The 14,968-nt window shown below is 47.5% G+C and carries 12 protein-coding genes and 1 riboswitch; of the genes, 11 read left to right on the plus strand and 1 reads right to left on the minus strand.

All coding sequences use genetic code 11. The features are described from left to right. The first annotated feature begins 3 nt into the window (after positions 1-3). The 9 genes from AC58QD_RS20450 (at position 4) to AC58QD_RS20490 (ending at position 13,100) form a co-directional block, all read left to right on the plus strand. On the plus strand, positions 4-1,716 hold the full coding sequence (locus AC58QD_RS20450; RefSeq protein WP_497336674.1) for an adenine deaminase: 1,713 nt from the start codon (positions 4-6) through the stop codon (positions 1,714-1,716). Further along, the gene (locus AC58QD_RS20455) at positions 1,703-2,722 is read left to right on the plus strand and encodes an asparaginase (protein WP_497336676.1); all 1,020 of its coding nucleotides are present in this window, start codon (positions 1,703-1,705) and stop codon (positions 2,720-2,722) included. The genes AC58QD_RS20450 and AC58QD_RS20455 overlap by 14 nt, the downstream gene beginning before the upstream one ends. Positions 2,723-2,758: 36 nt before the next feature. After that, positions 2,759-4,048: a uracil/xanthine transporter gene (locus AC58QD_RS20460; protein WP_497336678.1), complete on the plus strand. Its 1,290-nt coding sequence runs from the start codon at positions 2,759-2,761 to the stop codon at positions 4,046-4,048. A gap of 147 nt (positions 4,049-4,195) precedes the next feature. Then, positions 4,196-6,451, plus strand: coding sequence for a helix-turn-helix domain-containing protein (locus tag AC58QD_RS20465; protein WP_497336680.1), 2,256 nt, complete (start codon positions 4,196-4,198; stop codon positions 6,449-6,451). A gap of 313 nt (positions 6,452-6,764) precedes the next feature. Beyond that, positions 6,765-7,790 (plus strand): alpha/beta hydrolase family protein, encoded by a 1,026-nt coding sequence (locus AC58QD_RS20470; protein ID WP_497336682.1) that lies wholly within the window; start codon positions 6,765-6,767, stop codon positions 7,788-7,790. Between the two features lie 23 nt (positions 7,791-7,813). Next, positions 7,814-8,773: an ABC transporter permease gene (locus AC58QD_RS20475; protein WP_497336684.1), complete on the plus strand. Its 960-nt coding sequence runs from the start codon at positions 7,814-7,816 to the stop codon at positions 8,771-8,773. Between the two features lie 20 nt (positions 8,774-8,793). Beyond that, positions 8,794-9,672 carry a carbohydrate ABC transporter permease gene (locus AC58QD_RS20480; RefSeq protein ID WP_497336686.1) on the plus strand — a complete coding sequence of 293 codons (879 nt, stop codon included), beginning with the start codon at positions 8,794-8,796 and terminating at the stop codon, positions 9,670-9,672. A gap of 81 nt (positions 9,673-9,753) precedes the next feature. Next, positions 9,754-11,352, plus strand: a complete 1,599-nt coding sequence (locus AC58QD_RS20485; RefSeq protein WP_497336688.1) for an extracellular solute-binding protein — start codon at positions 9,754-9,756, stop codon at positions 11,350-11,352. A 173-nt stretch (positions 11,353-11,525) separates the two neighbouring features. Continuing rightward, positions 11,526-13,100, plus strand: a complete 1,575-nt coding sequence (locus AC58QD_RS20490; RefSeq protein WP_497336690.1) for an extracellular solute-binding protein — start codon at positions 11,526-11,528, stop codon at positions 13,098-13,100. 161 nt (positions 13,101-13,261) lie between these two features. Here the strand turns inward: AC58QD_RS20490 and AC58QD_RS20495 are convergent, their stop codons facing one another. Next, a complete protein-coding gene (locus tag AC58QD_RS20495; protein WP_497336692.1) occupies positions 13,262-13,909 on the minus strand; it encodes a cell wall hydrolase in 648 nt (215 codons plus the stop codon). A 252-nt stretch (positions 13,910-14,161) separates the two neighbouring features. Here AC58QD_RS20495 and AC58QD_RS20500 point away from each other — a divergent pair, with 252 nt between their 5' ends. Continuing rightward, positions 14,162-14,596 (plus strand): VanZ family protein, encoded by a 435-nt coding sequence (locus AC58QD_RS20500; protein WP_497336694.1) that lies wholly within the window; start codon positions 14,162-14,164, stop codon positions 14,594-14,596. Between the two features lie 40 nt (positions 14,597-14,636). Further along, a riboswitch (cyclic di-GMP riboswitch) is annotated at positions 14,637-14,724 on the plus strand. A 47-nt stretch (positions 14,725-14,771) separates the two neighbouring features. Then, entirely contained in the window at positions 14,772-14,900 is a 129-nt protein-coding gene (locus AC58QD_RS20505) for a hypothetical protein (protein ID WP_497336696.1), read from the plus strand. Positions 14,901-14,968 lie beyond the last annotated feature (68 nt).

Raw genomic sequence — 14,968 nt, forward strand, 5'->3', positions numbered from 1 at the left:
TTCATGAATGCGGACAAGCTGATCGTTAACGTAAGGGTTTATAACAGTGCGCTGAAAACATTCCGCACAGGCAATGTCGCCATCATGGACGGCAAGTTTTCTTATATTGGGGATAAGGGAACGGAAACGTTTCAAGCTGCAAAGGTGATCGATGGCGAGGGTCGAACTATGATACCGGGCCTGATCGATATTCATCTGCATATCGAAAGCACAATGGTAACTCCGCGTACGTTCTCGCATGGGATCATCCGCTGCGGGGTCACGACCATCGTAGCGGATCCCCACGAGATGGCCAATGTGTTCGGCATCCGTGGCATTCGTGAAATGATTGAGGCCGGCCGAGACTGTACGGTCGATATGTTCTGGGGAATCCCGAGCTCGGTGCCTGCAACCGGTCTGGAAACGACAGGTGGGTCAGTAGATGTAGCGGAAATCGACGAACTGATGCGGTTCAACAATGTGATTTGTCTGGGCGAAGTGATGGACTATGCTGATATGGTAGCTAATCCAGAAGGGAGAACGAATCGGATATTGCGACATTTTCGTACGCATTACCCCCATCTTCCGATCGAAGGGCACTGTCCCAAGCTGGTTGACCTTGAGCTGAGCCAATTCGTATTCGCAGGCATTGATTCCGACCATACTCAGCAGACGGTAGAGGAATTCGAGGAGCGCATCCGAGCAGGCATGTTTATCGAGATTCAGGAGAAATCGATGTCGCCGGAGCTGATCGAACATCTTATTGCGAATGACCGAAGCGAGCATTTTTGTTTCGTAACCGACGATGTCATGCCCGATACGTTCGTGGCGCATGGTCACTTGAATCATCTGGTGCGTAAGGCGATTCGTATGGGTATGAAACCGGAAGCGGCTGTATACGCGGCTACAATGACCCCAGCCAAACGGATGAACCTGCACGATCGAGGGCGGATTGCGCCGAAACGGGTCGCGGATTTCATATTACTAGACGACGTCGAAGGGTTTATCGTTGGGGAAGTGTATAAGAATGGCGAGAAGGTATATGACGCGCGTGAGCCTTACGAGGAAAAATCGGTTGAAATGCAGTTTCCGGCTGATTTCTACCAGAGCGTCAAGCTGAAGAAAGCGGATGCGGCCGATTTCAAGGTTTCCGCACCTCGTGAAAACGGAGAGCTGAAATGCCGCGTTATCATGGTAGGGGACGGGTCGACATTTACGCGAGAGCAAGTTGACGTCTTGCCAGTAAATGAGCGCGAATTGATGTGGGAGCAAAGCCCGTATGCCTTAATTGCAATCATGGAAAGGTATGGGAAGAATGGAAATCGGGCCTACGGCCTTGTTGGCGGAGACGCAATCAAGCGGGGCGCCATTGCAACCACATATGCGCATGACAACCACAATTTGCTTGTAATCGGGCAAAACAAAGCAGATATGGTGCTGGCTGCGAATTTGGTCATCGAACGCCAAGGCGGCTATTGCGTGGTAGAGAACGGAGAAGTACTATCCTTTCTCCCGCTTCCGGTCGGCGGCATCCTGTCTGAGGCTCCACTCGATGAGCTTGCGGAAGCGACCGGCCAGCTGCGGGAAGCAATGAAACGGCTCGGCTACCGTCACTACAACCCCATCATGTCGCTTAGCACGTTGTCCTTGCCCGTAAGTCCAGCCTTCAAGATCACCGACTTCGGCTTGATCCGTACGAAGGAAGGAAAGGTTGTGGATTTGTATGTACAGGAATGAACAAGGCGGCCTCGGCCGCCTTCCTCGCGTTAAAGTACTCGCTCTCGGCGGCACGATAGCTGGGAAAGGAGCCGACACCGGCCAATTAACGCAATACGAGGCTGGGGTGATCGGCATTGAACAGTTGTTGGAAGCGGTACCGCAAATCACCAAGCTGGCGGATATTAGTTGGTCCCAGATCGTCAATATTCCCAGTTTTGCTATTACGGACGATATTTGGCTCGCCCTATCCGAACAAGTGAACGAGGAATTGAGCAGCAAGGCGTGCGATGGAATCGTCATTACGCACGGAACCGATACGTTGGAAGAAACAGCGTATTTCCTCAACCTTACAATAAACAGCGGGAAGCCCGTCGTAGTGACTGGGGCCATGCGGCCCGCTACGGCATTAAGTGCAGACGGCCCGCTGAATTTGTACAATGCAGTCGCCCTTGCAGCAAGCGCTGAGGCAACCGGAAGGGGCGTCATGATTACTCTGAACGACTCGATAGGCTCTGCCCGAGACATGTCCAAACAACATGCGACTGCAGCTGACGCTTTCGGTTCGCGTGATTTCGGACTGCTCGGGTACATGGTGGACGGCCTTCCGCGTTTTTATTACAATAGCACTCGGAGGCATACGACGTCTGCGGACTTTAACACTATAGGGCATCAATGCCTGCCGCGGGTCAATATTTTGTACGGACATTCTAGCCACAGCATACGGGATTTGGTTAAAGCTGCTGTTGCGGCTGGTGCGAAAGGCATCGTGCACGCGGGAATGGGCAACGGCGGCATGTTTCCAGAGTCCCGCGAGGCACTGGCGGAAGCAGCCGATAGCGGTGTAGTGGTAGTAAGCGCATCCCGTACTGGAAGCGGTCTTGTAACGGCCAAGTCTGCCGATCTGCAGAGCCGTTTCGTTACAGCTGATAATTTGAACCCGCATAAAGCCCGAGTTTTACTGATGCTCGCCTTGACACAAACGAGTGATCCTGCACTCGTACAAGCCATGTTCGACATCTATTAAGATTCGAATCCAAATACTTAGCAGGGTGGGAATATTGTGAACAAATGGACCTCAGCCTCGTTTTGGCTCGCAGGTATACAATGGTTGTTTTTTCTGTTTGCCAATACGGTCGTCGTGCCGCTTTCCATAAGCGCTGCGTTCGGTTTTTCTCCTGAGCTCGTCGCATCCATTGTGAAGGTCACGTTCGTCGTAACTGGTATTGCAAGTATGCTGCAAGCATGCTTCGGGCATCGTTACGCTTTGATGGAAGGGCCTGCAGGCCTTTGGTGGGGACTCATATTAAGCCTTGTTGCGGCAGCTCCTTCAATGGGGATGAGTCTCGGTGAGCTGGGTGGTGCGCTATCGGTTGGGATTATAGCAGCCGGGGCGGTTACTTCGCTGCTAGGAGCGCTTGGTTTCGGCACTTTCTTGAAAAAAGTGTTTACACCGATTGTCATGTTCGTGTACTTATTCCTTCTTTCCTCTCAATTGATAATCGTCTTCTTCCGAAGTATGACCGGCCTTTCCGAGGGGGGCCGAATTGACATGCCGGTCACTGTACTGTCGATAGCGATCGCTCTGCTTGTCGGCTGGATCGGCATTAAAGGAAAGGGCAAGCTTGGCAACTTCTCGATTTTGATTGGTATGGTGGCCGGTTGGGCAGCTTACATGATCCTGTTTCCTGAACCTTCCGGCGGTGCCTCCATTCAGGGGACAGGTTTTGAGTTGAAGCTATTCCCATGGGGGGCACCGAATTTGGAGATCGGGATTATCATCGCGGCCTTGCTAGCCGGCTTGATCAACATGACCAATACTACTGTAGCCTTGAACGCGGCGGACAAACTGTACGGCAAGGTCATCTCGGATTCGCAGTATAAACGGTCTTATCATTTGACCGCCTTCCATTCAGTATTGTCAGGACTGCTTGGTTTGGTCCCATACGGCCCTTATACATCGTCGATCGGTTTTCTGGAGAGCACCAAAATGCTGGACAGATGGGCTCTTGTGCTCGGAGGGGGGATGTTTGTAGTGCTTGGCTTCGTCCCAGCCTTAGGGACGTTTTTTGCCTCGATGCCGGTTAGCGTGGGAGGAGCGGTTCTCTTCATTGTTTATATGCAATTGTTCGGAACGGCGTTCCGGAATTTGCACGGCTTCTCATTCAATCCGAAAACCGTGTACCGGATGGCGTTACCCGCCATGCTGGGTATCTGCATTCTGAACGTGCCGCCGGATGCGTTTGCTACACTGCCTGATCTAGTTCGCCCCATTGTCGGAAATGGATTGTTGATGGGTGTTGTAGTGTCCCTCATTCTGGAGAATACAGTCCAATGGTCGCGGTACGAGTGAAGATAGAATTTCTCCGGACCATTGAAGGGAGCATCGGTGCAGATGCCGGTCAACAATAAACATTTACGCTTGCAAGTGCATATTCAACTATCTACAATGAAGCGTATAGCCTGATGATTCCGTGTGATAAGAATGTAGGAGGACCTGATGATGGTGAAACGATTTTTTCGGCAGACGACCTTCAGAAAAAAACTGTTTTATTACTCACTCCTCATCAGTATTGTCCCTGTTCTTATTTTGGGCTCTATCTCCTCATGGATTTCATCCCGCACGGTTCAAAATGAAGTCAACAATAATCATCAAATTATTCTGAAGCAGGTGCAGGAGCAGGTCGATCAAATTCTGAATTCGTTAGATAAAGCTTCCGTTCAGATTGCAACCCATCTATCCGTTGTCAAATCAGTTGAGATTGGCCCGTCGGTTCAGAACCTCAACGAGACGATGGACATGATCAATGCGCTTCAAATTCAAAGAAGCCTTTCCGATTTTCACTACGACGCCTCTCTTTTATTCAGCCATTATGATAAAGTATACTCCACACGCTATGGGTTTATTGACGTAGCTGAATTTCCCTATAAAGATGTAATTAAACTCATACAAATCCGTTATAACTCTACGGTGTTTATTCCTCCAGATACATTTCCGAATCAGCATGAATTTCTATTGCTTCGTCCTGTTCCGATCTTGTTCGACGATGTGGTTAACGGAATTATTGTCCTTCACTTGGATTCTTCCCGATTTACATCTTTATTGAATCAGGTTCAGTTGGGGAATGACCGGAAGCTATTTATTTTGAATGAACAAGGCGTTATTATTGCGGGTCAGGAATCAGCGGAAATTGGAGAGAAATTGGCGACAACATCGGAGCTCTACCAGATTTGGAACGAATCCGATAACCGACTGAAATCACTGCAGATGGACAAAGTCAATTACAGCTTATCCGTGCAGAAATCGGACTATAATGATTGGACTTACATTGCGTTGGTCCCTATCGCTCAATTAGAGCAGCAAGCCTACTTCATCCGCAACGTTACATGGGCGATCGTCAGCATCATTATTTTATTATGGTTGTTCGTTGCAATGATTGGCTCGAATCAGTTGTATAACCCGGTTCGAAGGCTGTTGGGAAAAATATCGGACGGCAAAGAAGTAGACGGACTGGAAGCGATCGATTCCTTTATTCAAAAAATAGTCGTTACCAACGAACAGCTTCGCTCCAAGTTAGGCGAGCAGCTGCCCTATATCAAGGACTCGTTCTCTCTTCAGCTTATGAGAGGAGAACTGTCCAACAGTGAGATTATGCAAAAGTCGGCGGCGCATCACATTACACTGCAAAATCCATACGTTTGCGTGTTGTTAGTGGATATGGACGGATTTTACGTGTTTCAGAAGCAATATGACGAGAAAGACCGATCTTTGCTCATGTATGCTCTTCGCAAGATGGTGGAAGAAATTGTTGAAGAAAGGCTATCTATAGTCACAGTTACAAGTACGCTCGGTCAAATCGCAATTGTGACGGAATCCGGCAATCCCGCCCTCGAACCTGAACTGCACGATGCTGCTGTGGAAATATTGGCAAGAGTGCGGCAATATTTCACATTTACCGTAACCGTATCCTTGAGCTTGAAACGGCAAGGATTGACAGGTATTCCGATCGCATTCCGAGAATCCTCGGAGCTGCTCGGGTACCGGCTGCTGTTGGGAGATGACCGACTGATTACACAGGATGATATTAAGCCTTCCGTGCAGCAGTCCAGAATGACGCTTGTCCGTTGGCAGAAGCAGATTGTATCCAGTCTGGTCAACGGCCAGCAGGAAGAAGCGGAAGCCGTATTGAAGGAACTGGTCAAGTCGTTGCCGCAGTATATTCATAGTTCAGAGACTGTACTAGGTTTATTCGCTTACTTAATCGGAGAGCTGGAATTCTTAATCGTAGACTCCGGCGGGGAAACGAGCCATTTATTAGATGACGATCCCTACAAGCAATTGTATGGAATGGATACGCTAGGGCAAATTACCGAGTGGCTGACTGAATCCGTCTTTCCCTCCATCATCGGGTATATGCAGGGAATGGACAAACAGAAGAGGATGGTCCAGCAGGCTTTGCTGTATACGAAGGAGCACTATCAGACCGATCTATCCTTGCAGCAGACAGCCGATCACTTGAACGTGCCGCATTATCAATTGAGCAAGGCGTTTAAAGAAGTGACGGGCATCAATTTCAGCGACTATGTGATTCGCCTGCGCATCGAGAAAGCGAAGGAATGGCTTGTTCATACCGATATGGAGCTGAAGGAGATTTCTGAGAAACTGTCTTACGCTACTGTCCAAAATTTATCTCGTATTTTCAAACAAATGGTCGGGGTTCCTCCCGGTCAATATCGAAAGCAGAACCGGATTTAATCCGTTGTATAGGCACAAACAGCCTTTGCAGCGAATCCATTCATTTTATCTCCTTCGGGACCCCTCCAGACTACGGTCTGGAGGGTTTTTTTCTTTATTTACCGATTTGTATCTTTTGTAGCAGGGTGCTCAACAAGTGAGCATTGCCCCTGTAAGCGGTAGGCCGTAGATTAAATAGCAAGCCAAGGTTACGGGAACCTACAGGGGGGCGACGGGGTAAGTCGTTTAAAGAATCAGAAAGGAACTATTGAACTTATTGAACTATTGGAGTGAACATTTTGCAAACGCATTCTTGGGAAATGGAGGAGGATATATGGCCTACTTGCTGCAAGACTTGAATGAGAATGGAATTCCACCGTTGCTGAAAGACGTGACTTCAGCCGAACAATGGAATCAGAGACACGAATCTATTCGGCGCACATGGTTGGATTATATTAGAGAGCCAACCGAACGGTCGTCGCCTTCATACGAAGTGATGTCGACAACGACCTTCGAGGATCACACTCGTCTTCACATTCGCTACCTTACGGCTAATGACGATGGAGTGACCGCATTGCTGCTGCTTCCGAACGAAGAGGTGCGGAACGCTCAGCCTAATCGTCGACTTCCAGCTATCATGGCGCTGCATCCGACTTCTTCAAATGGCAAGGAAGATGTTGCGACAGCGGAAGGGCGTGATAATCGCCGATACGGCCTGGAGCTCGTCCAACGAGGTTACGTTGTACTGGCACCTGATACGATCACAGCCGGAGAACGGATTACGACGAAAGCATTTCACACGGCTGACTTTTATGAGCGTAATCCCGGTTGGACGGCAGTAGGTAAAATGCTTGTTGATCATCTGTATGGCGTTGATCTTCTATGTTCGCTTACTCAAGTCGATCCTTCGCGAATCGGGGCCATCGGACATTCGCTTGGAGGCTATAACAGCTTTTTCTTAGCAGGTCTTGACTCCCGGATCGGTGCCTATGTATCCTGCTGCGGGTTTTGTACCTTCACGGGGGACCCGACACCTGAGAGATGGGGGAAACGGGACTGGTTTTCGCATATTCCGCGACTGTCCGAGGATCTGGATAAGGGAGAAGTCCCTTTCGAATATCATGAAATCGCAGCTTTGGCCGCTCCGATTCCTGCTTTTTTTTATAGCGGCCAACAGGACAACATCTTTCCTAATTGGAAGTCGTACTCCGAAGGAATGGAAGATTTGTTCCGGTTGTATCAATTTCTTGGAGTGGAAACGTCCTTCCGATATGTGTTAACGAACGGCGCTCACGATTTCCCAAGTGATGTCCGTGAGATGGCGTACCAGTTCCTGGATCGTCACCTGCAAAATCAATAATTAATAGGGGGCAACTGTCTGCAATGAAAGAATCGCATGTTCAGACACAAGGAATCAAATTGGTTCCCGGACGATGGGATCGATTAAAACGGAGGATGTTGCGAGAGCGGTTCATCTATCTTTTGATGCTGCCGGGCGTGCTTTATTACATCATCTACCGCTATGTTCCAATGGCGGGTTTAATCATAGCTTTTCAAGACTTCAATCCTTTTAACGAGAGTATTTGGACGAATGAATGGGTGGGCTTCAAATATTTTATAAGGATTTTTGAAGACGCTGAGGTTATCAAAGTCATATGGAATACGCTGCAAATTTCTTTCCTTCAAATATTTATGGCCTTTCCGATTTCGATCATATTGGCTTTGATGCTTAACGAAGTGAGAAATGAGGCGTATAAGCGCATCATACAGTCCATGGTTTATTTGCCTCACTTTTTATCATGGGTCGTCGTCGCTGGTATATTTATCGTCTTTTTACGGGGCGAGGGCTTAATCAACAAGTTCCTTGTCGATTACTTAGGAGTTAGCGCCATCCCTTTTCTAACGGACCCGGCCCTTTTCAAGCCTGTCATTATTTTGCAGGTGATTTGGAAGGAATCAGGCTGGAGCACAATCATTTTCCTGGCGGCACTCGCCGGGGTCAATCCTTCGCTTTATGAAGCGGCTGTAATCGATGGAGCTAATCGCTGGCGTCTCCTGTGGCATGTGACGCTGCCTGCCATTCGAAGTGTCATTATCATCTTGTTTATTCTTCGTCTTGGCAATGTCATGGATACAGGTTTCGAACAAATCTTTCTCATGCTGAATCCATTCACGATGGAAACAGGGAACGTGTTGGATACTTACGTGTACTACAAAGGCATTCAGCAGGGCGATGTAAGCTTTGCTACGGCTGTAGGCATGTTTAAAGGATTAGTAGGACTAGTGCTGGTTATGCTCGCGAACCGAATCGCCAAAAAATTCGGTGAAGATGGCTTATATTAGGAAAAGGTGTGACTTCATACATGATAAAACGAACTCTTTCCGACCGATTCATCGATGGTATTAACGTAGTTATCTTGTTTATCGTGGCCGCTACGATGTTGTTTCCATTCCTGCACATATTCGCAGTTTCCTTTTCTTCGCTTAGGGATGTGCTTGAGAGGGACCTGATTATGTGGCCGCGTGAGTGGGTGAACGATGCCTATCAAACGATTCTTGCCTCCAAAAGCTTCACTCGCTCGCTCGGTGTAACGGCATATGTAACGATCGTAGGAACGATAGTTAATCTGTTTTTTACCGCTACCATAGCTTATGGACTCACTCGTAACGTGTTGGGTCAGCGTGTCATCATGCTGATGGTGGTATTCACGATCTTGTTCTCTGCAGGGATGATTCCGACTTACCTGATCGTAAAAGAAACGGGACTTATTAACTCCCTATGGGCATTGATCATTCCCACGGCCATCAGTTCCTTCAACCTGATTGTCATCAGACAATTTTTTCTAAGCATCCCGAACGAGCTGAACGAAGCTGCCTTAATCGATGGTGCAAATGAATTGAGAACATTTTGGTCCATTATTTTGCCCCTCTCCAAGCCTTCACTGGCTGCTTTCAGTTTGTTTTATGCCGTAGGCCATTGGAACACTTATTTTGCAGGTATTCTCTATTTGAACGATCCTTCGAAATGGCCCATTCAGGTTATTCTCAGGCAGATCGTAATTGTCAACGAACCTACAGCAGCACTAGGCCAGGAAGTCATGTTAATGATGGAAAATCCGCCTCCGCCTATCACCATTCAGATGGCAGCGATCCTGCTTGCTACACTTCCGATTCTTATCGTGTATCCATTCCTGCAAAAACATTTTGCCAAGGGGGTGATGCTCGGTTCGGTTAAAGGATAGCAGTCTGAACTACTGTAAGGAGCAATCCATGCAATTCAGGGAAACAAACGATGTAAATTTAACTTTTTGGAGGGTGTCACTATGAAAGGGAAAAAACTGGTCGTTTTAACTATGGCTACATCCATGGTGTTAGCTGCATGCAGCTCAGGAAACAGCAAAGATCCGAAGGATACAGCAAGCGGAAGCAGTCCAACACCAGCAGCAAGTCCAACTGCCAAGGTTGATAAAAAGCACGTGATCACCGGTATCACATACGTATTCGGTAATCCGGCTCCAGTAAACGGGGTTGGCCAAAAAGCTCTAAACGAAAAATTTAACGTAGATTACAAGGTAGATAAGGTCCCACAGGAAAATTTTGTAGAGAAGCTTACTGCCGTAGTCGCTGGCGGCGACATACCGGACATGATCGGTTTCCGTCCGAACGATTTGACTTTATTCCAGAAATGGGCGAAGCAAGGCGCATTCCTGCCGATTGACGATGCCATCATTAATAAATACGAATCCTTCAAAGCCGTTCCAAAAGAAGTGTGGGACCAATTCAAAGTAAACGGTAAAATATACGGTATCCCTTCGTGGGCGCCAATGGAAGGAAATTCCTTTATTATCCGGAAGGACTGGCTCGATAGCCTTGGACTCAAGGTGCCGACAAGCTACGAGGAATTGAAGCAGGTATCTATTGCTTTCACGACTAAAGATCCAGACAAGAATGGCAAGCAGGATACGTATGGTCTTGCAATGGGTCAGAACATTAACCCGGACTTTGCTATGGGACCTTATTGGCAAGCCGGAACTTGGTATCACAAGGATAAGGATGGAAACTTTATCCCAGGCATTATGTCCCAAGGGCGCAAGGAGCTCGTTCAATTTTTTGCTGATTTGAATAAGGAAAAGGCGATCACCCCTGACTTCGCAGTGTTGAACTGGGCGGATACGAACAAAGAATTCTACTCCGGTAAAGCCGGCGTGTTCTTAGTCGCTCCGCGCGGGATGTCGCAAGCTTACATGGAAAGCTTGCTAGCCTTAAATCCGGGTGCGCAATTCGCAGTTCTAGCCCCGTTCAAGCAGCCAGACGGTCACCAAGGCTTCCTCTCAGGTACAGGTTATGCCCGCTTCAATGCACTCAGTGCCAAGCTGTCCAAAGATACGGATAAGCTGGCTAAAGTTCTGGAAATGCATGATTTCACAAGAAAGTTCTATCCAGCTGCTCAACAAAACGCGAAGAATAAAGATCATGACTTTTTCTATGGCGGAGAAGGTGTTGGGTATAAGGTGGAGGGCGGCAAGCGCGTCATGTTGAAGCCGCAGGATGGTCTGGATCCTTCTGTGTACTTCCAGGACCCGACGAATTGGGTGCCAACAGGCACGGATCCGGAATTCGAGGCAGCCTACACAGAGCCGAAGCTGATTCAAGCAACTAAAGACTTAATGGCGCTTAATAAGCAAATGAAGCATTACTACCCGCCGAACTATGGCATTATTTCGGAGACGGAAACTACGAAGGGCGCAGAATTGAATACCTTTATGCTCAACGAACAAACGAAGATGATCGCCGGCCAACGCCCAATCTCTGACTGGGATGCCTTGGTACAGGAGTACCTGAAACGTGGAGGAACACAGATTATCAAGGAAGTGAACGACGGCATCAAAGAGCGCGGCTATAAAGATCTGGTCTGGAAATAAACACTTGCATGGATAGAAGCGGATCGGGCTAATACATTTAGCCTGGTCTTCTTCTATGTTATTGCCGCGTCTCGATTCGATCAAAGCTTCATGATATGATTAAGTGGTGCTAAGTGATCTGAGTTTAGGAGGTAGCTTTAGCAGTTTTTCAAACATGGAGAGGGGTATATGCAGTGATATATTCGAAATGGGGTAAGGTAGTCATAAGCACACTATTATGCTCGAGCCTTATTGCCTGCTCGTTAAGTTCCAAATCAACTCCACCGGCAGATTCAAAAACTCAGCCGGAGCCGGGTAAACAGAATAAAATGACCGTCTCCTCGATCGCATTCATCTTCGGCAATGTTCCGCCTGCGGACGGAGTTGGCTTAAAGATGATTAATGAGAAATTTAATATCGATTATAAGCCGAATCTGGTCGTGCATTCCGATTATTTACAGAAGTTAAGCGCTACGATCGCATCAGGCGATCTTCCAGATATTATTGCCTTGCAGAATGCGGACTCGAACTTCTACAAGTGGGCCAAACAAGGCGCTTTTCTACCTATTGACGAGTTCATTAACAAATATCCTACTTTAAAGGCCGTGCCCGACAATGTATGGAATGCGCTTAAAGTGAACGGCAAAACGTACGCCATGCCGCGTTATTACCCGATGAACTACTCGCTTACCCCTGTCATTCGCAAGGATTGGCTCGACAAACTGGGACTGCCGGTTCCGACCAATTACGAAGAGTTGAAAAAAGCTGCGCTTGCCTTTACGAAGAACGATCCGGACGGAAACGGGAAGAATGACACCTACGGCATTGCGATTGGTCAGAGCATTAATCCTTCTTTTGCAATGGGGGCCTATTGGGATACGGCGTTTTATCATAAAAACAGTCAAGGTCAATATATAAATGGGCTTGTAGGAAAAGGACGTGAGCAACTAGTCGGTTGGCTTGCTGACCTTTACAAGGAAGGGGCAATTACGAAGGATTTTGCCTTTTATAACTGGACGCAAACGAACAAGGAGTTTTATTCGGGGAAAGCGGGCATCTTTATTGGCGCAGCGAGCGGCATGAGCGAAGCGTATATGCAGACACTGCTTGATATAAGCCCGAATGCCCAAATTGTTCCGATTCCTCCATTTCAGGCGCCGGACGGCTCAAAAGGCTTTACATCAGGAACAGCCTATCAGGGTATTGTAGCCCTGAATGCGAAGCTTGCGAACGAACCGGAAAAGCTGAAGCGGGTATTGGAGATGAGCGAATTTGGCCGTCAGTTTTATCCATTTGAACAACGAAATGCAGGGAATAAGGACTTTGACTGGTACCGCGGGAAAAGCGGCTTAGGGTACTCTGTTAACAACGGTGTAATCGAATATCAGCTTCAAGAAAAAGGGATGGCCCCCTTCGATTATTTTGCCGACAGACAAATGTGGGCTCCGAATGATAAAGCCAATGGATATTCGAAATCGTATAAAAATCCGAATTTACGGGAGCTGACCGGCGCGTTAGAGAAAATGCATGACGAAACCAAACACTACTACAATCCCTTTAACGGTGTATTCTCCCCGACCCAGGCGACCAAAGGAACTGAATTGGAGAACAAGCTGTTAGCAACGCAAACGAGAATGATTGTAGGCGATATTCCAATGTCAGATTGGAATAAAATGGTGGAAGAATACATGGACAACGGCGGAATGCAGCTCACAAATGAGATTAACAGCGCATTGAAGGAAGCGAAGCTGATGGGATATTGGCAATAGACCACTAGGATGAAGAAAAGCTCTTGCGCTAGGCAAGAGCTTTTTGTCCTGGGGTTCCCGCAAAGGGGCTTCGTCGTGGTATAAGCTTCGAAAGCCTCATGTACTTTGTGGGGTGATTTTGGACTTGAGCGTGAAGATGTATGTGGACTGCCTAAAGGAAATTAGTGGGTAAATACATGACGATCAATTGTAATCATCATGGGACGTTTCTTGCTCCAAGACGATGTGGCTATCTTGGGATTATAATAGTAGAGTGCGCCGTTCGTGGGATCAGATCCATTCAATGCGGCTTTTGCCGCTTCGTATGCAGACTGATTGGGCGTCAAATAATATTGTCCGTCTTTGACTGCTGAGAACTGTCCTGGTTGGAAAATAACTTCCGATATTGAATCGGGAAACTTTCCAGATTGAACCCTGTTCAGCACAACCGCGCCAACCGCAACCTGTCCCTGGAACGATTCCCCTCTGGCTTCCGAGTGAATGATTCGCGCCATTTGCTCCAGTTCATCATTTTTTGGATCTGGGGCAGCCGCTTGTTGCAATAATGCTATCGTATTACTGTCCGCTTTGCCGTTCACCGGTAAGCCGGAATTTTTCTGAAACTTCTTAACTGCGTTGTAGGTTACAGAGCCGTAGTAGCCTGTTATTCCTACTTTGAATAATCCAAGGGTGCTTAGACGCTGCTGCAGATCCAACACATGCTCGCTTTTTGAACCCTTTTCTAATGTTAGGGCATGCGCAGAGTTGGATGTAGCCGTAAGACCGAAGGAACAAATTAATAACATGATGAGTACGGAGCCTTTCTTCATCGTTGTGAGACAACCTCCTCTTTCTTCTACTGGCCGTATTGAAACTTACGGCATAATAAATTGAAGGACGTTCATCCTACCCGGGAAGTCACCGTACACGCTCAAGCCTAAATGGGGGACAGCACTTGGCTGTTCTAATACTGTTCGCATATACAAGCTAATTTGGGACCGTAGACGCGGATGGTAAGGACTGGGGGACTAGAATTTTGCATGTCCGAGTTGCATAAGTTAGACTTAAATTGAGGTGGGCTTATGCGAAAAGGTTGGATATTTGGAATAGCGGTGCTCGTATGGTGCTCTCTGATTTATAACGTTACAGCCTCACCAGCGGCCACTAGCAAGAACACGAGCTCCATCATAAGATCAGAAATTAACGTCTCGCCAGTAACGATTCGGAAGATTAATATCGTGGTCCGCAAAGCGGCCCATGTGACATTATTTGGAGTGCTTGCTGTGCTCGTGCAATTAGCTCTCTGGAAGAGGCCGCAAGCTGCGCTCATCTCTTGGTTATTTGCTACTCTATGTGGAGCAGCGGATGAAATTCATCAAGTGTTTGTGCCTAATCGTACTCCGTCATTGATCGATGTGGGGATTGACTCGTTGGGTGCTTGCGCGGCCTTATTATTGTTTCATCTGGTATTTAAACTGGGTACTAGTATAATACGAAAGTCCGATGCGGATTTTTGAGAAAATGGTACAATTCTACCTATAGGACTAACACATCACCATACGATAACGGCAAAATCGCTGAAAAGCGGTGACGCAAAGCTAGAGGGGCTTCATTGGTGCAACCAATATGCCAGCCAGCTACCGAAAATCGTAACCTCGCGAATAGGTCAATGTGAAAAGAGGAGGCATCTAGATGATTCAAATGTGGCATTCATTTTGGATGAATTACAATGGAGTATTGCTGGATAGCTGTAATTGTGAGAAAGAACGAGCAAGATTAGTCGATAAAATTATGTATCACCGCATGAAAGTCCATATTTGAACAAAAAAGCACCCTTCGAAGGGTGCTTTTTTGTTACGGTGTTACAATGGACTCCGCGAGCCCGCAAC

It is taken from the genome of Paenibacillus sp. J2R1T-4 (genome assembly GCF_059692235.1).

What these genes read in the sequence shown, in the direction of transcription:
- AC58QD_RS20450 (WP_497336674.1), top strand. Translation starts at nt 4, where the DNA reads ATGAATGCGGACAAGCTGATCGTTAACGTAAGGGTTTATAACAGTGCG.
- AC58QD_RS20455 (WP_497336676.1), top strand. Translation starts at nt 1,703, where the DNA reads ATGTACAGGAATGAACAAGGCGGCCTCGGCCGCCTTCCTCGCGTTAAA.
- AC58QD_RS20465 (WP_497336680.1), top strand. Translation starts at nt 4,196, where the DNA reads ATGATGGTGAAACGATTTTTTCGGCAGACGACCTTCAGAAAAAAACTG.
- AC58QD_RS20470 (WP_497336682.1), top strand. Translation starts at nt 6,765, where the DNA reads ATGGCCTACTTGCTGCAAGACTTGAATGAGAATGGAATTCCACCGTTG.
- AC58QD_RS20475 (WP_497336684.1), top strand. Translation starts at nt 7,814, where the DNA reads ATGAAAGAATCGCATGTTCAGACACAAGGAATCAAATTGGTTCCCGGA.
- AC58QD_RS20480 (WP_497336686.1), top strand. Translation starts at nt 8,794, where the DNA reads ATGATAAAACGAACTCTTTCCGACCGATTCATCGATGGTATTAACGTA.
- AC58QD_RS20485 (WP_497336688.1), top strand. Translation starts at nt 9,754, where the DNA reads ATGAAAGGGAAAAAACTGGTCGTTTTAACTATGGCTACATCCATGGTG.
- AC58QD_RS20495 (WP_497336692.1), bottom strand. Translation starts at nt 13,909, where the DNA reads ATGAAGAAAGGCTCCGTACTCATCATGTTATTAATTTGTTCCTTCGGT.
- AC58QD_RS20500 (WP_497336694.1), top strand. Translation starts at nt 14,162, where the DNA reads ATGCGAAAAGGTTGGATATTTGGAATAGCGGTGCTCGTATGGTGCTCT.
- AC58QD_RS20505 (WP_497336696.1), top strand. Translation starts at nt 14,772, where the DNA reads ATGATTCAAATGTGGCATTCATTTTGGATGAATTACAATGGAGTATTG.